Below are 18,051 nucleotides of genomic sequence, written 5' to 3' on the forward strand. Positions count from 1 at the left end.
CCCATCACCGGAGGAGACCCATCATGGCCCTGACGAAGGCACGCTACGGCAAGGGTCGGGTGCGGGTGCTCCGGCTCGCCCGGGAGAGCGCCCGCCACGCGGTGCGCGAACTCACCCTGACGGTGCTGCTGGAGGGCGATTTCGGCGCGGCCTGGACGGCGGGCGACAACCGGCAGGTGATCGCCACCGACAGCATCAAGAACATCGTCAACGTCACGGCCGCCCAATACGTCGAGGCCGAGACCGAGGCCTTCGTCGGCCACGTCGCCGCCCTGTTCCTGGAACGCTACGCGCAGGTCGCCGCCGTCACCATCGAGGCCCTGGAGACCCGCTGGCTGCGCCGGACCGTCGACGGGGTGCCGCACGCCCACACCTTCACCCTCGACGGCAACGGCGCGCCCTTCGTCCGCCTCGTCGCCGACCGGACCGGCGCGGTGCTGCAATCGGGCCTGCGCGGCTACACCCTGATGAAGACCACCGAATCCGGCTGGGCCGATTTCGTCGACGACGCCTTCCGGACCCTGCCCGACACCCACGACCGCATCTGCGCCACCAGCATGGACGCGACCTGGACCTGGACCGCGCCGCCCACCGACCCGGTGGCGACCAACGCGACGGTGCTCGACACGCTGATCACGGTCTTCGCCACCACCTACAGCGCCGGCGTGCAGGACAGCATGTACCGCATGGGCGAGGCGGTGCTGGCGGCCCGGCCGGACATCGCCGAGATCCACTTCGCGATGCCCAACAAGCACTACCTCCCGATGAACCTCGCGCCCTTCGGCATCACCCACGGGGGCCAGGTCTTCCTGCCCACCGACGAGCCGCACGGCCAGATTGAGGCCACCCTCACGCGCGGCGCCTGACGCCGCGACGCGGTCCCGGACGGATCGGATCACGGCGATTCCGCCTCCGGGCGGGCCGGCGCGCCACAACCCGCATCCCGAAAATCCGGCCGTCCGCGTGCCGATCCGCACACGGCGTCCGGAATCGTGCCAAGGCAGCCACGTTGCCGAAAAGACGGGCGGTCTCCGCCCAAGGCATAGAAATCACTGAGGATTCCGAAGCTTTCCGGTGCTTCCATCGGGGGATGGGCGCCGGACCGCATGCTGCTTTGCTCATCCTTGATGCACGCGCATCGAGCAGTCCGTGTTGTTTTCGATGGCATACGCGCACAGATTGCAGGAACTCGAACGCGCCCCCTCGCGTCTTTGCGAGACGTGTTCCGATCAAGGATCCCTGCCATGCGCCATCGTCACCTCACCGCCGCCCTCGCCATCGCCCTGGGCCTGTCCGCGTCCGGAGCCCTCGCCCAGAGCTACACCGCGCCTGCCGGCATCCCGGCGGCCGTGGCGCCCGCTGGTCTCGAAGGGCGGGCCGCCGCCAACAACCTGAACGCGTTGCGCCGGAGCCATGGCCAGCCCGTCGCGCAGCGGCACCTCACCGATGACCTCACCACCGGTTCGGTGCGCGCCCCCCGCACCGACCGCTGGTAAGTCCCGGATCCGATCCGCCCGCCGCCTTCGGGATGCCGAGCGGCACGCGATCTCGCGGGCAAGCCTGCGCGGTCCGATCCCCGACGACGGCCGGTGTTCCCAGGCGGGGGCGCCGGCCGTCGTCGTTCCGGGAGCCTCCGTTTCCGGAGGGGTCCGGGGCGGATGGCGTTCAGGCCGCCGCTTCGCGCGGGGCCACGACGCCGAGCGGCACGGTGTGATAGCGTCGATCGGCGTAGACGAGGCCGTGCCCGTCGCCGGGTTCGGCCAGGCCCACCACCTCGCAATAGAGCACGTCGTGGGTGCCGACCGCGTGACGCCCGACGATGCGGCAATCGAAGGCGGAGAGCGCCCCGGGGAGGGCCGGCGCTCCGGTCACCAGGGTGGTCCAGGTGGCCGCGGCGAAGCGCGTCTCCATCGGGGTGCGCCCGCCGAAGGCCGCCGCGATCTCGGATTGCTCCGCCGCCAGGGTGTTGACGCAGAGCACGTCGTTGGCGCTCACGGCCGCGTAGGCCGAGGACGACCGGTTGATGCAGACCAGCAGCGTCGGCGGCCCGTCGCTCACGCTGCACACCGCCGAGGCGGTGAAACCGGCCCGGCCGCCCGTCCCGTCGGTGGTGACGAGATGGACCGCGCCGGCCACGCGCGCCATGGCGCCGCGGAAGGCGTCGGCCTCGACGGGAAGGGTGTCGGCCTCGACGGATGATGGGTGCGCCGCGTCGCTCGGCCTCGTCTGGCTCACGGTGATCACTCCTGTCGGTCGAGGAACGCCACGAGCGTCCGGTTGAAGGCGTCGGCGCGGGTGACGCTGTGCGCGTGGCCGCCGCTGGGGACCCGGTCGAGCTGCGCGTTCGGCAGGCCGCGCGCAAGGTCTTCCGAACACAGATAGGGCACCAGGACGTCGTCGTCCGCCGCCATCACCAGCGTCTCGTGCGGGATGTGCGGGAGATCCGCCGTCAGGTCGAAGGCCTCGAGGGCGGCGATCCGGGCCAGGACGGTCTCGCGCCCGGGGAACTGCGCCAGGGCGTGCGCCTCGTCCTCGGCCACCCGGGCCGTGTTCCGAGACAGCCATTCCGCCGGGTAGAGGAAGATCGCCTGGGCGCGGACATAGGCCTCGGGGCTCTCGGCCAACAGCACCTTCCGGGCGGCAAAGCAGCGCTTCGTGGCGGAATCCGCCCGGGCCCAGCCGTTGACCACGGCGAGGCGACCGACGCGCTCCGGGGCGGTCCGGGCGAGTTCGAGGCCGATCAGGCCGCCGAGGGCGTGGCCGACGACGTCGCAGCGTTCGACCCCGCAGGCTTCCATCACCGCGAGGGCGTCCCGGGCCATGGCGGCGATGTCGTGGCCGGGCTCCAGGCTCCCGCCCGAGCGGCCGGTGCCGCGATGGTCGTAGGTGATGACGCGGAACCGCTGGGTCAGCGCCGCCATCTGCGGCGCGAAGTAGGCGGCCGAGCCGCCGAGGCCCGCCGAGAGCAGGACCGTGCGGTCGCCGATGCCGTGGACGGCATGGTGGAGCGATCCGGCCATGCCGCCTCAGGCCCCGCCCACATGCGCCACCGAGGCGATCTCCACCAGGGCGTCGGGCTTCACCAGGCCGCACTGGATGCAGTAGCGCGCCGGCTTCTCGCCGGGGAAGTACTCGGCATAGACCCCGTTGATGGCAGCGTAGTCGGCCCAGTCCTTGAGGAAGACGTGGTTGAAGGTGACGTCGTCCATGCTGCCCCCGGCGGCGGCGACCACGCCCTTGATCGTCTCCAGCACGTGCCGGGTCTGGGCGGCGGCGTCGCCCACGTGCACGACGTTGGCCTCGGCATCGAGGGGCAGCGTGCCCGAGACGTAGAGGACGCCGTCCGCCAGGGTGCCGGGAACGTAGGGGGCCAGCGGCTTGCCGGTGCCGGGCGGGATGATCGCGGTCTTGGGCATCTTCGGGGGCTCCTCGGGGATATCTGAATCGGGGCGACTCCGCGCAGGAGGCGCCGACGTGTCTTCCTGCCCGCATGGGGAGGGGGAACGCGGTCCGGCACGGGGTCCGGCTTCGCGCCGGCGGCCCTATGCGGCGGCCTCCGTGCGATCGAGGTCCGGTGCGACGGCCGCCTCGAAGGCGGCGACGTCCGAGACCCAGCCGAAGAAGGTCTCGATGTTGGCGAGCGCCCCCGCCTGCAGGGCCGGCGGGCCGGCCTGGTGGGTGGCGTCGGCCAGCACGATGCCGAAATATTCGAGGAAGAAGCCGTCGCGCAGGGTCGATTCCACGCAGACGTTGGTGGCGATGCCGGTGAAGACCAGGGTGCGGATGCCGGCCGCGCGCAGCAGGCTGTCGAGCTGGGTGTTGTAGAAGCCGCTGTAGCGCGGCTTGCCCAGTACGATGTCGCCGGGCTCGGGCCGGAGGGCGTCGACCAGGGCGTAGTCCCAGGTTCCCTTGGCCAGCAGGCGTTCGTTCATGCCCGGCTGGGCCCGCATGGTCTTGAGGGCGTTGGACTTGTGCCAGTTCGGCGAACCCGGTCCGCCGGCCTCGACGTAGTCCGGGTCCCAGCCGTTCTGGAACCAGACGATCCGGATCCCGGCGGACCGCGCCGCCGTCACCGCGCGGGCGATCTGCGCCACCACCGGTCCGGTGCCCGAGACGTCGAAGCCGGCGAGATCGAGGTAGCCGCCCGGGCTGGTGTAGGCGTTCTGCATGTCGACGACGATGAGCGCGGTGGCGGATCCGTCGAAGGCGATGGGTTCGGGCCGGGCCGCCAGGGTGATGCCGCCCTGGCGCCCCTCTGCGTCGGTGTAGCCGGCCGGTCTTGCGCTCTGGTCCATCACGCCACCTTGACCATGGTCTCGGCGTCCCCTGCGGCGGGGGCGTCGTCCGCGATGTGGGCGCGGCTCTTCATCAGGGGCTGGATGCGGGTGCCGTAGGCGTCGAGCCCCTTGAGGAAGTCGTCGAACACCAGGAGCACGCCCTCGGTGCCCGGCACGGTGGCGACCTCGTCGAGCATCCGCGCCACCTCGGCGTAGGAGCCGACCAGCGTGCCCATGTTGATGTTCACCGCGGAGGTCGGGTCCGCCATCTGGCGCACGTTGGTGTCGGTGCCGGACTTGGTGTCGGCGGCCCCCTGGACCCCGAGCCAGGCGATGGCCTCCTGGTCGGCGCCGGCCTTGTAGTGCTCCCAGGTGGCGCGGGCGGCCTCGTCGGTCTCGTCGGCGATGACCATGAACAGCACGTAGGAGGAGACGTCGCGGCCGGTGGCGGCCATCCCCATCGTGGCTTTGGCCTCCTCCAGCCGCGCCACCGTGGGGGCGAAGGCCGTGGGCGTGTTCACGCCCTTGCCGAAGCAGAAATTGTAGTCGGCGTACTTCGCCGTGAACGCCATGCCGGCGCTGGACTGGCCGGCGCAGATGATCTTCATCGCGGCCTGCGGGCGCGGGCTCAGGCGGCAATCGTCCATCTGGAAGAATTCGCCCTTGCGGTCGCAGACCCCCGTCTCCCACAGGTCGCGCAGCACCTGTGCGTATTCCGAGAGGTACTCGTACCGGCGGGAGAAGTATTCGTCCCCGGGCCACAGGCCCATCTGCGCGTATTCCGGCCGCTGCCAGCCGGTGACGAGGTTGAGGCCGAAGCGCCCGTTCGAGATCGAGTCGATGGTCGCGGCCATGCGGGCCGTGATGGCGGGGGGCATGCACAGGGTGGCGGCCGTGGCGAACAGCTTGATCCGGCTGGTGACGGCCGCCAGGCCCGCCATCAGGGTGAAGGATTCGAGGTTGTGGTCCCAGAACTCGGTCTTGCCGCCGAAGCCCCGCAGCTTGATCATCGACAGCGCGAAGTCGAGGCCGTAGCCCTCGGCCTTGAGCACGATCTGCTTGTTCAGCTCGAAGCTCGGCTTGTACTGCGGCGCGTTCTCCGACAGGAGCCAGCCGTTGTTTCCGATCGGTATGAAGACGCCGACGTTCATGGCAACCTCGCTCGCACGGGCAGGACCCGGCTGAAGGACAAGACTTCGCAACAGGCACGGACTGGACAAAGCAAGACGAGGGCCTGTCGGGACCGGACGGGAGACTGGAATCACCCCCGGCACCGACGATCCAACTCTATTCAGACCAAATGGTCAAACTCCATTCGGCGTTTTTCCGGCGGTTGCATAAAGTCTCTTCGGTTTGCCCAGCGGTTGAGCGATCCCTGCCCAGATCGGCGGCGGATTCCGCCCCCTACGGTCTCGGATTCAGGCCGAGGCCCGCCAGAATCAGCTCCTGCGTGCTGCCGACGACCGCTTCGAAGAAGGCCGGATCGTCGAGGCTTCGCCCGGTGACGGCATCCACCTGCACGGCGAAGTCGGCATAGTGCTGGGTGATCGCCCAGATCGAGAAGATCAGGTGATGGGGGTCGTGCGGGCCGATCCGTCCCTGCGCGCTCCAGCTCCGGATGACGGTGGCCTTGGCCTCGACGAGGTCGCGCAAGGGGCCTTCCAGCTCCGGCCGCAGCAGCGGCGCCCCCTGCACGATCTCCAGGCAGAACAGGCGCGAGGCCTGGGGCGCGTCGCGCGACAGGGTCAGCTTGGCGCGGATGTAGTGCCGGAAGGCCTCGGCCGGCTCGCTGTCGGCGTCGAAGGCCTGGAGCGGATCGAGCCAGACCGCGAGCACCCGGCGCAGGACCGCGACGTAGAGCGCCTCCTTGGAGGGGAAGTAGTAGAGCAGGTTGGTCTTCGAGAGGCCGGCCCGCTCGGCGATGCCCTCGACGCTGGCGCCGTGCAGCCCGACGCTCGAAAACAGGGCGAGCCCCGCATCGAGGATCATCACGCGGCGCGCCTCGCCGTCCTTACGGCGCCGGCGCGCGGGCGGGGGGGCGACGGCGGCGTCCGGGCTGGTCTCTGTCATGGCCCGCATCGAAGCCCGCGGCGGCGGCGCCTGGCAAGGGGGGCGAGCCGGCATGTCCCGCGCTATTGCGGCGCGCCGCCCTCAGGCGGGCGGGTGCGTCCGCATCCAATGCTCGGCGATGTCGATGCGCCGGGCGATCCAGACCCGGTCGTGGGCGGCGATGTGGTCGAGGAAGCGGACCAGGGCGCCGATCCGCCCGGGCCGGCCGACGAGCCGGCAATGCAGGCCCACCGACATCATCTTGGGTGCCTCCGCACCCTCGGCGTAGAGCGCGTCGAAGGTGTCGCGCAGGTAGGTGAAGAGGTGGTCGCCCGTGTTGAAGCCCTGGATCGCCGCGCATTTCATGTCGTTGGCGTCCAGCGTGTAGGGCACCACCAGGCCCCGGCCGCTGGGCTCGTTGATCCAGTACGGCAGGTCGTCGGCGTAGGAATCGGCCAGATAGGTCATCCCGGCCTCGATCCCGAGGTCGAGGGTGTGGGGCGAGGAGCGCCCGGTGTACCAGCCGCGCGGGCGGGCGCCCGTGATCTCGGTGTGGATGCGGATCGCCTCCTCCATGTGCGCCTTCTCCTCGGCGCGGGTGAAGTCGCGGTAGTCGATCCACTTGAGGCCGTGGCAGGCGATCTCCCAGTCGGCCTCCCGCATCGCCGCGGCGACGTCCGGGTGGCGGGCGAGCGCGGTGGCGACCGCGAAGGCGGTGACGGGAATTTTTCGCGATTGGAACAGCCGCCAGAGGCGCCAGAACCCGGCCCGCGAGCCGTACTCGAACAGGGATTCCAGGCTCAGGTGGCGCTGGCCCGGCCAGGGCTGCGCCCCGACGATCTCCGACAGGAAGGCCTCGGAGGCCGCATCCCCGTGCAGGATGCAGTTCTCGCCCCCCTCCTCGTAATTCAGCACGATCTGCACCGCGATGCGCGCGCCGTCGGGCCAATGCGGGTGCGGCGGGGTGCGGCCGTAGCCGACGAGGTCGCGGGGATAGGTCAACGGCCGGCCCTCGGGACGGAGAGAAGGATCGCCCCCGCTGTTCGGCCGGGGACCCGCATCCTGTCAACCGGAGGGCGGGCCGCGGCCCGCTTGCGCTCGCTGTCCAGGGATGCATCCATGCGCGCCGCGTTCCCGGCGCGCGGTTCCGCCGCGCACGGTCCTTGCCTTCCCGGGCCCGAGACGTCCGCGCCCAACCTCCGAGGTCCCCGTGCTCCTGACCCCACGCGAAAAGGACAAGCTCCTCCTCGCCATGGCCGCGCAGGTGGCCCGCAACCGGCTCGGCCGCGGCGTGAAGCTGAACTACCCGGAGGCGGTGGCGCTGATCAGCGACTTCGTGGTCGAGGGCGCCCGGGACGGGCGCTCGGTCTCGGAGCTGATGCAGGCCGGCGGGCACGTGCTCACCGCCGAGCAGTGCATGGACGGCATCCCCGAGATGATCCACGACATCCAGGTCGAGGCGACCTTCCCGGACGGGACCAAGCTCGTCACCGTGCACCACCCGATCCGGGGCGCGGCCTCGGCGGAGGTGCCCGGCACCGTGACCACGCAGCCCGGCGAGATCGTCTTCAACGCCGATCTGCCCCGCACGGTCGTGACGGTGTCCAACGTCGGCGACCGGCCGATCCAAGTCGGCTCGCATTACCACTTCTACGAGGTCAATCCCGGCCTGACCTTCGACCGCGCGGCGGCGCGCGGCCAGCGCCTCGACATCGCCCCCGGCACGGCGGTGCGCTTCGAGCCCGGCGTGACCCGGGAGGTGGTGCTGGTGCCGCTCGGTGGAGGCCGCACCGTGTACGGCTTCCGCGGCGACGTGATGGGAGCGCTCTGACGCCATGGCCAACATGCCCCCCCGCGCCGCCCTGCCCCGGGCCGCCTATGCCGACATGTTCGGCCCCACCACCGGCGACCGCATCCGCCTCGCCGACACGTCGCTGGTGATCGAGGTGGAGCGGGACCACACCACCTACGGCGAGGAGGTGAAGTTCGGCGGCGGGAAGGTCATCCGCGACGGCATGGGGCAATCCCAGGTCACCAACCAGGACGGCGCCGTCGACACCGTCATCACCAACGCGGTGGTCCTCGACCATTGGGGCGTGGTGAAGTGCGACGTCGGCCTCGTGAAGGGCCGGATTGCCAGGCTCGGCAAGGCCGGCAACCCGGACATCCAGCCCGGCGTGGACATCGTGGTCGGCCCCGGCACCGAAGTGATCGCCGGAGAAGGCAAGATCCTCACGGCCGGCGGGTTCGACAGCCACATCCACTACATCTGCCCGCAGCAGATCGACGAGGCCCTGTGCTCGGGCATCACCACGATGCTCGGCGGCGGCACCGGGCCGGCGCACGGCACCTGCGCCACCACCTGCACCCCCGGCCCCTGGCACCTCGCCCGGATGATCGAGGCGGCGGATGCCTTCCCGATGAATCTCGCCTTCGCGGGCAAGGGCAACGCCGCCCGGCCCGAGAGCCTGGTGGAGATGATCCGCGCCGGCGCCTGCGCCCTCAAGCTCCACGAGGACTGGGGCACCACCCCCGCGGCCATCGACACCTGCCTCACGGTCGCCGACCTCCACGACGTGCAGGTGATGATCCACTCCGACACCCTCAACGAATCCGGCTTCGTCGAGGACACGATCCGGGCCTTCGCGGGGCGGACCATCCACGCCTTCCACACCGAGGGGGCGGGCGGCGGCCACGCACCGGACATCATCAAGGTGGCGGGGCTCGTCAACGTGCTGCCTTCCTCCACCAATCCGACGCGCCCGTATACGAAGAACACCATCGACGAGCATCTCGACATGCTGATGGTGTGCCATCACCTCGACCCGGCGATCCCCGAGGATCTGGCCTTCGCGGAGAGCCGCATCCGCCGCGAGACCATCGCGGCCGAGGACATCCTGCACGACATCGGCGCCCTCTCGATGATGTCGTCGGACAGCCAGGCCATGGGCCGGGTCGGCGAGGTCGTCATCCGCACCTGGCAGACGGCCGACAAGATGAAGCGCCAGCGCGGCGCCCTGCCCGGGGACACCTCCGGCAACGACAACCTGCGCGCCCGCCGCTACGTGGCCAAGTACACCATCAACCCCGCCATCGCGCACGGCGTCTCGGCCCATATCGGCTCGGTGGAGCCGGGCAAGCTCGCCGACCTCGTCCTGTGGAATCCGGCCTTCTTCGGGGTGAAGCCCGATCTCGTCATCAAGGGCGGCGCCATCGCCACCGCCCCGATGGGCGACCCCAACGCCTCGATCCCGACGCCGCAGCCGGTGCATTACCGACCGATGTTCGGGGCTTACGGCCGGGTGCCCTTCGCCACCGCCCTGACGTTCGTGTCGAAGGCGGCGATCGAGGACGGGCTCGGCGACCGGCTCGGCGTGCAGAAGCGCCTCGTCGCCGTCGAGAACGTGCGCGGCGGCATCTCGAAGAAGAGCATGATCCTCAACGACGCCACCCCCGACATCGAGGTCGACCCCGAGACCTACGACGTCCGCGCCGACGGCGAATTGCTGGTCTGCGAGCCCGCCGACGTCCTGCCGATGGCGCAGCGGTACTTCCTGTTTTGAGGCGATGCGTTCCGTTTTGCGGTAGGATGCGGCCGACGCCCGCGGAGCTTTCCATGTCCAAGGCTGCCCTCAGCCCATCCCAGGGGCACGAACTCTACGAGACTGACCTCTATTCGTGGACGCAGGATCAGGCCGCCCTGCTGCGGGCGGGGCGACGGCAGGACATCGACTGGCACCACATCGCCGAGGAGATCGAGAGCTTGGGCGGATCGCAGAAATCCGAGATCCGGGCTCGGCTCGCCGTGCTGTTGCAGCACCTGCTGAAGTGGGAGCTTCAACCGGAACAGCGGAAATACGGCTGGCGTGCTTCGATCGTCGAACAGCGCCTTCAGATCGAGGGGCTCCTCGAGGTCAGCCCGAGTCTCCGGGCTTGGCCGGAGACGGTCCTGAGCAAGGCCTATCAGCTCGGGCGCGTCCGCGCGGCGAGCGAGGCCGGGCTGGCGGAACAGACCTTTCCGTCGCCGTGCCCCTACACCCTGGCGCAGATCCGGGACGATGACTTCTATCCCGGCCCCATCGAGCCCCGCTTCACCTGATGAAACCCGCCGCTCCCGTGATCCCCCCGCACCGCATCGTCCCACGCCCCATGATCCGCGCCACGAAAGTCCTGCGTCGCGACGCGCTCGCCGGCGAGATCGTCGACCGCATCGTTCTCGACCACGGCGACCGGCACCGCCGGCGCGTGGCGATGCGCAGCGCGGGCGGGCTGCGCTTCCTGCTCGACCTGCCGGAGCCCACCGTCCTCGACGACGGCGACGCCCTGGTGCTGCAGGACGGGCGGCTGGTCTGGGTCGAGGCCGCGCCGGAGCCGCTGCTGGAGATCCGGGCCCCCGACGACCACGCCCTCAAGCGCCTGATTTGGCACATCGGCAACCGGCACATCCCCGCCGAGATCGGCGCCGACGCCGTCTATATCGGTTTCGACCACGTGCTCGCCGAGATGGTGCGGGGCTTAGGCGGCAGCGCCGAGCCGGTGGAACGCCCGTTCCGGCCGGAGGGCGGCGCCTATGCGGGCGCGGGCGCAGTCCACCCCCATCACGGCCACTCCCATCACCACGACGGCCATCACCACGACCATCCGCACGACCATGATTGAGGCCCTGCGCCTGATGGCGTGGCTGTCGCCGGGCTACCCGGTGGGGGCCTATGCCTACTCGCACGGGCTCGAGGGCGCGGTGGAGAGCGGTGAGGTCGGCGACGAGGCCTCGCTGACGGCCTGGCTCGCCGACGTGCTCGAACACGGCTCGGGCCGCAACGACCTGATCCTGGCGGCGCACGCCCATGCGGCGGCGCGCGCGGACGACGCCGCCGGGCTCAGCGAGGTCAACGACCTCGCCCTGGCCCTCGCCCCATCGCGAGAGCTGCACCTGGAGACGAGCCAGCAGGGCCGCAGTTTCCTCGACGCCACCGTGGCGGCCTGGGGTACGCCCGGCCTCGACCGGCTCGCCGCGGGCCTGACCGGTGCGGTCGCCTACCCGGTGGCCGTCGGGCTCGCGGCCGGGGCCCACCGCATGGCGTTGGTCCCGGTGCTCGCCGGCTTCGGTCTCGCCTTCCTGCAGAACCTCGTCTCGGCGGCCCTGCGCTGCGCGCCCATCGGCCAGAGCGCGGGCACCCGGATCATCGCCGCCCTGACACCGCGGGTGACGGCGCTCGCCGCCACGATTCCGGCCCTCTCGCTCGACGATCTCGGCAGCGCCACCCTGAACCTCGACCTCGGCTCGTTCCGGCACGAGACCCAGTATTCCCGGATCTTCCGCTCCTGAGGCCCCCTCTTGAGGATCGTGTCATGAACTCCGCCAACGGCTCCGCTCTTAACGGCCCGCTCCGCGTCGGCATCGGTGGCCCCGTCGGCTCCGGCAAGACCGCCCTGATGGAGCAGCTCTGCAAGCGTTTTCGCGATACCTACGAGATCTGCGCGATCACCAACGACATCTATACGAAGGAGGATGCCCGCCTCCTCACCGTGGCCGGCGCCCTGCCGGAGGAGCGGATCATGGGCGTCGAGACGGGGGGGTGCCCGCACACGGCGATCCGCGAGGACGCCTCGATCAACCTCGCGGCGGTGGCGGAGATGCGCCGGCGCTTCCCGAAGCTCGACCTCATCCTGATCGAGTCCGGCGGCGACAACCTTGCGGCCACCTTCTCGCCGGAGCTCGCCGACCTGACCCTCTACGTCATCGACGTGGCGGGCGGCGAGAAGATCCCCCGCAAGGGCGGCCCCGGCATCACCCGCTCGGACCTCCTCATCGTCAACAAGACCGACCTCGCGCCCCTGGTGGGCGCCGATCTCGGCATCATGGAATCCGACACCAAGCGCATGCGCGGCGCCCGGCCCTACGTGTTCTCGTCGCTCCGCGACGGCCACGGGGCGGACGCCATCGCGCGCTTCGTGGTGGAGGCGGGCGGCCTGAGCTAGCTGCTGAGCCTGACACCGAGAAGGGCCCGGATCGCTCCGGGCCTTTTTTCATCCGATCGTTCGCGTCGCCGCTCAGGCGGCGCGCACGGTGGCCAGGAAGCGCTGGACCTCGGCGCTGAGGTGCTCGGACTGGCGCGAGAGCTCGGAGGCGGCGCCCAGCACCTCGGCGGCGGCCGCGCCGGTCTCTTCGGCCGCGCCCGCCACGCCCGCGATGTTGGTCGTCACCGCCCCCGTCCCCATCGCCGCCTGCGCCACGTTGCGCACGATCTCCTGGGTGGCCGCCCCCTGCTCCTCCACCGCCGCCGAGATCGAGGTGGCGACACCGCTGATCTCGCGGATGCGCGCCGCGATCCCGTCGATGGCCGCCACCGCCTGGCCCGTCGAGCCCTGGATCTGGCTGATGTGCTCGCCGATCTCCTGCGTGGCCCGCGCCGTCTGGTTGGCCAGCTCCTTGACCTCGGCGGCCACGACCGCGAAGCCCCGGCCCGCCTCCCCGGCCCGCGCCGCCTCGATGGTGGCGTTGAGCGCCAGCAGGTTGGTCTGGCCGGCGATCGAGGTGATCATCGTGACCACGTCGCCGATGCGCGCCACGGCCGTGTTCAGGGTCTGCACGAAGGTGGCGGTCTGAGCGGCCTCGGCCACGGCGGTCTGGGCCATGGCGGCCGAGCTGCCGACCTGGCGGCCGATCTCCTGCACCGAGGAGCCGAGTTCCTCGGCCGCGGCCGCCACGGTGTTGACGTTGGCGGCGGCCTCGTCGGCGGCCGCGGCCACGCTGCTGGACTGGTTGGCGGTCTGGGTGGCGGTGCCGGCCATGCTCTGGGCGGTGGCCTGCAGCTCGGTGGCCGAACTCGTCACCATGCCGAGGATGCCGCCCACCGCCCCTTCGAAGCTGTCGGCCATCGCCCGCATCGCCGCCTGGCGCTGCGCCTCCGCCCCGGCCCGCGCCAGGACCGTCTCCGCCTCGAGCTTGCGGGTCTGGAGCAGGTTGTCCCGGAACACGCTCACGGCGGCGGCCATGTCGCCGATCTCGTCGCGGCGGGTCCGGGACGGAATCTCCACGCCGGTGTCACCTCCGGCCAGCCTGCCCATGGTGCGCGTCATGCGCTCGATCGGACGCGCGACGCCGAACAGGCTGAACAGCATCGCGCCGAGGGCCGCCACCACCGAGATCGCCATCGCGATCCAGGCCGTGAGCATGGCCGAGCCGGCGCTGGCCATGCTCAGCGCGGTGCTGCGCTGGGCGCCCTCCCGGTTGAAGTCGACCGCCCGCTGCAGGGCCCGGATGGCGCCGTTGTTCAGGTCGGCCATCGCGGCGCTGGTGGTGAGCGCCAGGGCGTCGGCCTGGCGGCCGGCCTTCATGAGGTCGATGACTTTCTGCTGGCCCTCGGTGTAGCGCGACCACAGGGGCGCGAAGGTGTCGTAGAGCGCCTTCTCCTCGGCGGAGCTGATCAGCGGCTCGTAGGTCCGGCGCAGGCCGTCGAGGGTCTTCAGGGCGGTGTTCAGGCCCGCCTCGTTCTCGGCCAGCGCCTGCGGCGTCTCGGAGGCCACGACGAAGCGGTACAGCTTCACCCGCACGTCGCGCGTCGCCGTGCTGATCGTGTTCACGACGTTGACGGAGGGAAGCCAGTTCGTCGCGACCTCGTTCACCTCGCGCTCGATCGCCCTGAGCTTCACGACGCTGACCACGCCTTGACCCGCCGCGGCGACGCCGAGCAGAGTTGCCGAACCGATCAGGATGGATTTCAGGGATACGCGCATCGTTGAGGGACCGTCCGGATTTGCATTCCGACCGGAGGAAACAACTGCGTGCTTAATACGACGTTATCGGATTGGCGCAGAGAGTAACGATAACTGTTTTGTTATGTTTCCGATGTCCGATGCTGCCTTGGCGATGACGTACAGGGTTGTCCGTTCAACGCGCGATGAAACTCGCTATACGGTCCAGTGGCGCCCGGATACACGCGCCGCGTGAGATCAAATGCCCGCGTACCAGGGGAAGCCGAGCTCGGCGACCATGCTGCCGCGCCCCTTGCCGAGCACGTCGACCCGGTCCACGGCCTCGATGGCGCTGATGTACTTCAGGCTCTTGTAGCCGAGCTGGCGCTCGACCCGCAGGCGCACCGGCGCCCCGTGCGCCACCGGCAGGGCGTCGCCGTTCATGCCATAGGCGAGGATGGTCTGCGGGTGGAGGGCGTCGAACAGGTCGTAGCTGTCCCACCAGCCGTCGACGCTGCGCACCACGATGAAGCGCGCCTCTGGCCGCAACCCGACCTGCGCCAGCAGGTGGGCCAGGGGCACGCCGGTCCAGCCGCCGATGGCCGACCAGCCCTGCTCGCAGGCATGAAGCGTGATCTGGGTGCGGGCCGGCATCGCCTTCAGGTCGGCCAGGGAGAAGGCGCCCGGGCGCGCCACGAGGCCGGTGACCGGAAGCGTCCAGTCGGAAAAACCCAGCGCCTTCGAGCGCCGGTAATCGGGGTTGTCCGGGTCGGTGGTGTTGATGGTCGGGAACACCGCCGAGATCGCCTCCGGCCCGAACTCGCGCACCAGGGGCTGGTGGCGCTGGAGCCAGCGCTGGACCGCGAAGGTCAGGCCGTTGCTCCAGTCGTAGGGGGTGGCGAGCCGCGACAGCGCCGGGGCGTCGCAGCCGCCGAGGAGGCCGGCGCCGATCAGGCTGCCCGAGCCGGTGAGGAGGCGGCGGCGCGAGAGGTCACGCATCGGGGGGCTCCGCAAAGGTCGCCCGGACCCTCTCCGGGGGAACCCGGAAGCGTCCGGTGATCATCGACCGCATCAGGTTGCCGGCCCCGCCGACGAAGACCTGGGCCACGTGGACGACGAGGAAGAGCACGAGGAGGCAGGCGACGGCGAAGTGCAGGGTGCGCGCCGATTGCCGGCCGCCGAACAGGGCGAAGAGTTCCGGGTAGGCCGCCGTGACCCCCGGCGACATGGTCAACCCGGTCAGCACCATCAGCGGAAACAGCACGAACAGGACGACCAGATAGGCGAATTTCTGCAGGGCGTTGTAGCGCAGGGCCTCGCGCCCGCGCGCCGGCTTGAGGCGGGCGTGGTCGGCGATCTCGCGGGCGAGGTGGCCCGGGGCCAGCTGATCGCGATCCGGCACGAGGTCGCGGGCGAAGTGACCGCCGACGAAGGCCACGATGAGGTAGACGATCCCGTTGAGGACGAGCACCCAGGCGGCGAGGAAGTGCAGGTTGCGGCCCCAGCCCGTCTGCTCGAGGTTCACCGGCAGCGGCAGCTCGAGGGCGGCCGGCGCCCCGTTGGCCCCGGTCTCGCCCCAGAACAGCCGCGGCAGGGCCAGCAGGATCGCGATGCCGCTGGCCAGGAGGGCGAGGAACGCGACGGCGTTGAGCCAGTGGGTCAGGCGCACCCAGGCCGCGTGCCGGTGAACCAGGGACGGGCCCGGCTCCTCCGCCATCGGGGGCCGGCTCACGCGGGCGCCCGCAGCACGTCGAGGCGATAGCGCTCGGTGCGGCCCCTGCGGTCGGGTTCGAGGGCGCCGCGGGTGAGATCGATCAGCGTCTCCACCGCCGCATCGGCGCTCAAGGGGAAGTTCGTCTCACCGAGCCAGTGGACCAGGATGACCTCGCCCCCCGGTTTCAGGGCCGCCACCAGGCGCTCGGCGATGCGGGCCAGATCGTCCGGCGTGAAGAAGTACAGCACCTCCGAGAGCACCACGAGGTCGAACCGGCCGGGGGGCCACTCCGCCGGCACCGCGGCGCGCCGGAACGCGACGTGGGGGCACGCCGCACAACGGGCGCGGGCGGCATCGAGGGCCGTCTCGGCCACGTCGAGGGCGAGCAGCCCCGCGCAGCGGTCGGCCAGCCGGCGGGTCAGCACGCCGATCGAGCACCCGACCTCCAGGGCCTCCGGGTAGGTCTCGCGGCCCAGCGCCGCCAGGGTGGCGTCGTACTTGGCGTGCTCGTAGGGACTGGTGGCGAAGTCCCACGGATCGGGGTTTGCGGCGTAGAGATCCGTGAAGTAATCCGGCGGCAGCGTCTGCGGGGAGCGTCTCATCACCGTCACCGCCTTAAAGATCGGCCGGAACCTCGTCGGGGCTCGGCGCCCCGGCGAGGTCGCGCCAGAGCCGGTCCGCCGGTCGCACATCGCCGAGGACGTGAGCCGCCGCGCTGGTGAGGGCCCGGTCGGGCCCGGGCTGGCGCAGGTAGGTCGCCAGGTCCCGCGCCAGGCGCTCCAGGGGATGCGGACGGAGGAAGCCCGCCAGTCCCACGGAGCGATGGGCCCGCTCCAGCACGTCGAGGCCGGCCCGCTCCACCGCGAGGCGGGTGAGGTTGACGTAGGCGATCACCCGGTCCGGCTCCGCCTCGGGGTCGGCGGCGAGGCGGGCGGCCTGGGCCACGAAGAGGCGGGCGCCCTCCACCGCGATCGCGGCCTCGCCGAGGCGGGCCGCCTGATGCGGGTCGCCGCCGCGTCCGGTGGACCGCAGATGCCCACGCAGGACGTCGAACACCGCCTCGATGCCGCCGAGTTGCACCGCGGCGAAGCGCCAGGCGCCGCCGGAGAAGTGCGGCTCCGCGAAGTAGTCGTCCGGGTCACCGATGAAGCAACCGGCGCCGGCGGGCAGGCCGGTGAAGTCGAGGAGACCGGAGGTCGAGGCCCGCATGCCCTGCGCCTGCCAGCCGGACAGGTCGGCCCGGGTCCCGGCCTCGAGATCGGCGACCAGCATCTGCTGGCGGCCGTCGGGTCGGCGCGCCGTGACCAGGGGGCGGGTGACCGAGCCGGCTCCGGAGGCGAAGGATTTGACCCCCCTCAGCATCCAGGCATCCCCGGCGTTCTCCAGGCTGAGGCCGCCGGCGTTCTCCAGGCTGAGGCCGCCTGTGTTCTCGAGGCTGAGGCCGCCGACTTTCTCGAGGCTGAGGCCGCCGGCCTGGGGCTGGGTATTCCACACGCCGAACAGGTGTCCGGCACGGACATCCCCGGCCAGTCGCTCGATCACCGCCGGCGCCGCATAGCGCAGGACCAGGGAGAGGGCGTTGACGTGCCCTTCGTAGAGGCGACCCAGGGCGAGGCTGCCCCGCCCGATCTGCGCGAGGACATCGGCGAGAACCGGCGCCATCGCGGGGGCATCGAGGCCGGCACCGCCCAGGGCCACGGGCAGCGGCGCGGCGAGCAGCCCGGCCCGATGCGCATGGGCGATGTCCTCGGCCGGAAAGCCGCCGTCCCGGTCGAGGGCATCGGCGCGTTCGCCCGCGCGGTCCGCGACCGCGCGGGCCGCGGCCTGGATGCGGGCGGCGTGGGTCTCCGAACAATCCTGAAGATGCCGATGCGGTGGAATGAAGTTCATCTCCAGCACATGGATCACGCCTGCGCGATCTCCAGTCGGTGTTTGCACACAGACGGCCGATTTTTCCCGCGTCGAAGGGCGCTGGCGTCCCCGGATCGATCCACCGCGGACATCCGTGCCCGCTCGCCGCGGCCGGCCCGCAGGTCGGTCAGCAGGGCCCGCAGGGTCCAGCCCACCGTGACCAGGGTGAAGGCGCCGATGGCCACCAGCGGGGCCGCTCCTACCGGCATCTGGGCGGTCTCGACATCCACGGTCCGGGTTTTCGAAGACCGTCGCGCTTCGTCGCATTTCGCGACGAAAACCATGAGGATGGTCTCGAAGACGCGCCTCGGGCCCGGAGCCGCGCAGGCCCGCCCGGCGAAACGCCGCCCTGCATCGCTCCGTGTCCGGCTGGTGCGGCCGCACACGGGGGGGCGGACTCGCCGT

At 71.0% G+C, this 18,051-nt stretch carries 20 protein-coding genes and 1 pseudogene; 8 read left to right on the forward strand and 13 right to left on the reverse strand.

Going from position 1 to position 18,051, the window contains the following annotated elements; translation table 11 throughout:
* The first annotated feature begins 23 nt into the window (after positions 1 to 23).
* Positions 24 to 866 carry a factor-independent urate hydroxylase gene (gene pucL, locus ASF18_RS02050; RefSeq protein WP_056348939.1) on the forward strand — a complete coding sequence of 281 codons (843 nt, stop codon included), beginning with the start codon at positions 24 to 26 and terminating at the stop codon, positions 864 to 866.
* A gap of 378 nt (positions 867 to 1,244) precedes the next feature.
* Positions 1,245 to 1,496 (forward strand): hypothetical protein, encoded by a 252-nt coding sequence (locus tag ASF18_RS02055; RefSeq protein WP_056348942.1) that lies wholly within the window; start codon positions 1,245 to 1,247, stop codon positions 1,494 to 1,496.
* 169 nt (positions 1,497 to 1,665) lie between these two features.
* Here ASF18_RS02055 and ASF18_RS02060 read toward each other — a convergent pair whose 3' ends face one another.
* The 7 genes and pseudogenes from ASF18_RS02060 to puuE form a co-directional block, all read right to left on the reverse strand.
* Complete coding sequence (locus tag ASF18_RS02060; protein WP_056216721.1) at positions 1,666 to 2,145, reverse strand: flavin reductase; 480 nt, start codon at positions 2,143 to 2,145, stop codon at positions 1,666 to 1,668.
* 95 nt (positions 2,146 to 2,240) lie between these two features.
* Positions 2,241 to 3,020 (reverse strand): pyrimidine utilization protein D, encoded by a 780-nt coding sequence (gene rutD, locus ASF18_RS02065; RefSeq protein WP_056348945.1) that lies wholly within the window; start codon positions 3,018 to 3,020, stop codon positions 2,241 to 2,243.
* Positions 3,021 to 3,026: 6 nt separating this feature from the next.
* Positions 3,027 to 3,416, reverse strand: coding sequence for a pyrimidine utilization protein C (gene rutC, locus ASF18_RS02070; protein ID WP_056216684.1), 390 nt, complete (start codon positions 3,414 to 3,416; stop codon positions 3,027 to 3,029).
* A 126-nt stretch (positions 3,417 to 3,542) separates the two neighbouring features.
* Positions 3,543 to 4,295 (reverse strand): pyrimidine utilization protein B, encoded by a 753-nt coding sequence (gene rutB, locus ASF18_RS02075; protein WP_056216682.1) that lies wholly within the window; start codon positions 4,293 to 4,295, stop codon positions 3,543 to 3,545.
* Positions 4,295 to 5,428, reverse strand: a complete 1,134-nt coding sequence (gene rutA / locus ASF18_RS02080; protein ID WP_056216680.1) for a pyrimidine utilization protein A — start codon at positions 5,426 to 5,428, stop codon at positions 4,295 to 4,297. The genes rutB and rutA overlap by 1 nt, the downstream gene beginning before the upstream one ends.
* 253 nt (positions 5,429 to 5,681) lie before the next feature.
* Positions 5,682 to 6,347 carry an HTH-type transcriptional regulator RutR gene (rutR, locus tag ASF18_RS02085; protein ID WP_056216678.1) on the reverse strand — a complete coding sequence of 222 codons (666 nt, stop codon included), beginning with the start codon at positions 6,345 to 6,347 and terminating at the stop codon, positions 5,682 to 5,684.
* Positions 6,348 to 6,434: 87 nt separating this feature from the next.
* Positions 6,435 to 7,328: pseudogene (gene puuE / locus ASF18_RS02090) on the reverse strand (allantoinase PuuE); the annotation flags it as partial.
* A gap of 208 nt (positions 7,329 to 7,536) precedes the next feature.
* Between puuE and ASF18_RS02095 the strand changes: the two are divergent.
* From ASF18_RS02095 to ureG, 6 genes are read left to right on the forward strand one after another with little or no spacing between them, the layout of a single operon-like run.
* Positions 7,537 to 8,157 (forward strand): urease subunit gamma, encoded by a 621-nt coding sequence (locus tag ASF18_RS02095; protein ID WP_056216674.1) that lies wholly within the window; start codon positions 7,537 to 7,539, stop codon positions 8,155 to 8,157.
* A 4-nt stretch (positions 8,158 to 8,161) separates the two neighbouring features.
* Positions 8,162 to 9,889, forward strand: coding sequence for an urease subunit alpha (ureC, locus tag ASF18_RS02100; RefSeq protein WP_056348951.1), 1,728 nt, complete (start codon positions 8,162 to 8,164; stop codon positions 9,887 to 9,889).
* 53 nt (positions 9,890 to 9,942) lie between these two features.
* Entirely contained in the window at positions 9,943 to 10,425 is a 483-nt protein-coding gene (locus tag ASF18_RS02105) for a DUF29 domain-containing protein (protein ID WP_056348954.1), read from the forward strand.
* A 50-nt stretch (positions 10,426 to 10,475) separates the two neighbouring features.
* Complete coding sequence (locus tag ASF18_RS02110) at positions 10,476 to 10,985, forward strand: urease accessory protein UreE (protein WP_056216668.1); 510 nt, start codon at positions 10,476 to 10,478, stop codon at positions 10,983 to 10,985.
* Positions 10,978 to 11,652: an urease accessory UreF family protein gene (locus ASF18_RS02115; RefSeq protein WP_056216666.1), complete on the forward strand. Its 675-nt coding sequence runs from the start codon at positions 10,978 to 10,980 to the stop codon at positions 11,650 to 11,652. Before ASF18_RS02110 ends, ASF18_RS02115 begins: the two co-directional genes overlap by 8 nt.
* A 23-nt stretch (positions 11,653 to 11,675) precedes the next feature.
* The gene (ureG, locus tag ASF18_RS02120; protein WP_056216663.1) at positions 11,676 to 12,305 is read left to right on the forward strand and encodes an urease accessory protein UreG; all 630 of its coding nucleotides are present in this window, start codon (positions 11,676 to 11,678) and stop codon (positions 12,303 to 12,305) included.
* Positions 12,306 to 12,377: 72 nt separating this feature from the next.
* On the opposite strand, the gene ASF18_RS02125 is transcribed toward ureG, so the two are convergent.
* From ASF18_RS02125 to ASF18_RS02150, 6 genes are all read right to left on the reverse strand, one after another.
* On the reverse strand, positions 12,378 to 14,063 hold the full coding sequence (locus ASF18_RS02125; protein WP_056348957.1) for a methyl-accepting chemotaxis protein: 1,686 nt from the start codon (positions 14,061 to 14,063) through the stop codon (positions 12,378 to 12,380).
* Between the two features lie 216 nt (positions 14,064 to 14,279).
* The gene (locus ASF18_RS02130) at positions 14,280 to 15,020 is read right to left on the reverse strand and encodes a molybdopterin-dependent oxidoreductase (RefSeq protein ID WP_056270200.1); all 741 of its coding nucleotides are present in this window, start codon (positions 15,018 to 15,020) and stop codon (positions 14,280 to 14,282) included.
* Positions 15,013 to 15,738 carry a cytochrome b/b6 domain-containing protein gene (locus ASF18_RS02135; protein ID WP_056348959.1) on the reverse strand — a complete coding sequence of 242 codons (726 nt, stop codon included), beginning with the start codon at positions 15,736 to 15,738 and terminating at the stop codon, positions 15,013 to 15,015. Before ASF18_RS02135 ends, ASF18_RS02130 begins: the two co-directional genes overlap by 8 nt.
* An 11-nt stretch (positions 15,739 to 15,749) precedes the next feature.
* A complete protein-coding gene (locus tag ASF18_RS02140) occupies positions 15,750 to 16,337 on the reverse strand; it encodes a class I SAM-dependent methyltransferase (protein ID WP_056349317.1) in 588 nt (195 codons plus the stop codon).
* A gap of 13 nt (positions 16,338 to 16,350) precedes the next feature.
* A complete protein-coding gene (locus ASF18_RS02145) occupies positions 16,351 to 17,643 on the reverse strand; it encodes an acyl-CoA dehydrogenase family protein (protein ID WP_244472533.1) in 1,293 nt (430 codons plus the stop codon).
* Positions 17,640 to 17,876, reverse strand: coding sequence for a hypothetical protein (locus ASF18_RS02150; RefSeq protein ID WP_056348962.1), 237 nt, complete (start codon positions 17,874 to 17,876; stop codon positions 17,640 to 17,642). The genes ASF18_RS02145 and ASF18_RS02150 overlap by 4 nt, the downstream gene beginning before the upstream one ends.
* Between the last annotated feature and the right edge of the window lie 175 nt (positions 17,877 to 18,051).

This window comes from Methylobacterium sp. Leaf89 (assembly GCF_001422215.1).
Taxonomy (GTDB): domain Bacteria; phylum Pseudomonadota; class Alphaproteobacteria; order Rhizobiales; family Beijerinckiaceae; genus Methylobacterium.

Coding starts and splice junctions, on each gene's coding strand:
- pucL (WP_056348939.1), top strand. CDS start 24: ATGGCCCTGACGAAGGCACGCTACGGCAAGGGTCGGGTGCGGGTGCTC.
- ASF18_RS02055 (WP_056348942.1), top strand. CDS start 1,245: ATGCGCCATCGTCACCTCACCGCCGCCCTCGCCATCGCCCTGGGCCTG.
- ASF18_RS02060 (WP_056216721.1), bottom strand. CDS start 2,145: ATGGCGCGCGTGGCCGGCGCGGTCCATCTCGTCACCACCGACGGGACG.
- rutD (WP_056348945.1), bottom strand. CDS start 3,020: ATGGCCGGATCGCTCCACCATGCCGTCCACGGCATCGGCGACCGCACG.
- rutC (WP_056216684.1), bottom strand. CDS start 3,416: ATGCCCAAGACCGCGATCATCCCGCCCGGCACCGGCAAGCCGCTGGCC.
- rutB (WP_056216682.1), bottom strand. CDS start 4,295: ATGGACCAGAGCGCAAGACCGGCCGGCTACACCGACGCAGAGGGGCGC.
- rutA (WP_056216680.1), bottom strand. CDS start 5,428: ATGAACGTCGGCGTCTTCATACCGATCGGAAACAACGGCTGGCTCCTG.
- rutR (WP_056216678.1), bottom strand. CDS start 6,347: ATGACAGAGACCAGCCCGGACGCCGCCGTCGCCCCCCCGCCCGCGCGC.
- ureC (WP_056348951.1), top strand. CDS start 8,162: ATGGCCAACATGCCCCCCCGCGCCGCCCTGCCCCGGGCCGCCTATGCC.
- ASF18_RS02105 (WP_056348954.1), top strand. CDS start 9,943: ATGTCCAAGGCTGCCCTCAGCCCATCCCAGGGGCACGAACTCTACGAG.
- ASF18_RS02110 (WP_056216668.1), top strand. CDS start 10,476: ATGATCCGCGCCACGAAAGTCCTGCGTCGCGACGCGCTCGCCGGCGAG.
- ASF18_RS02115 (WP_056216666.1), top strand. CDS start 10,978: ATGATTGAGGCCCTGCGCCTGATGGCGTGGCTGTCGCCGGGCTACCCG.
- ureG (WP_056216663.1), top strand. CDS start 11,676: ATGAACTCCGCCAACGGCTCCGCTCTTAACGGCCCGCTCCGCGTCGGC.
- ASF18_RS02125 (WP_056348957.1), bottom strand. CDS start 14,063: ATGCGCGTATCCCTGAAATCCATCCTGATCGGTTCGGCAACTCTGCTC.
- ASF18_RS02130 (WP_056270200.1), bottom strand. CDS start 15,020: ATGCGTGACCTCTCGCGCCGCCGCCTCCTCACCGGCTCGGGCAGCCTG.
- ASF18_RS02135 (WP_056348959.1), bottom strand. CDS start 15,738: ATGGCGGAGGAGCCGGGCCCGTCCCTGGTTCACCGGCACGCGGCCTGG.
- ASF18_RS02140 (WP_056349317.1), bottom strand. CDS start 16,337: ATGAGACGCTCCCCGCAGACGCTGCCGCCGGATTACTTCACGGATCTC.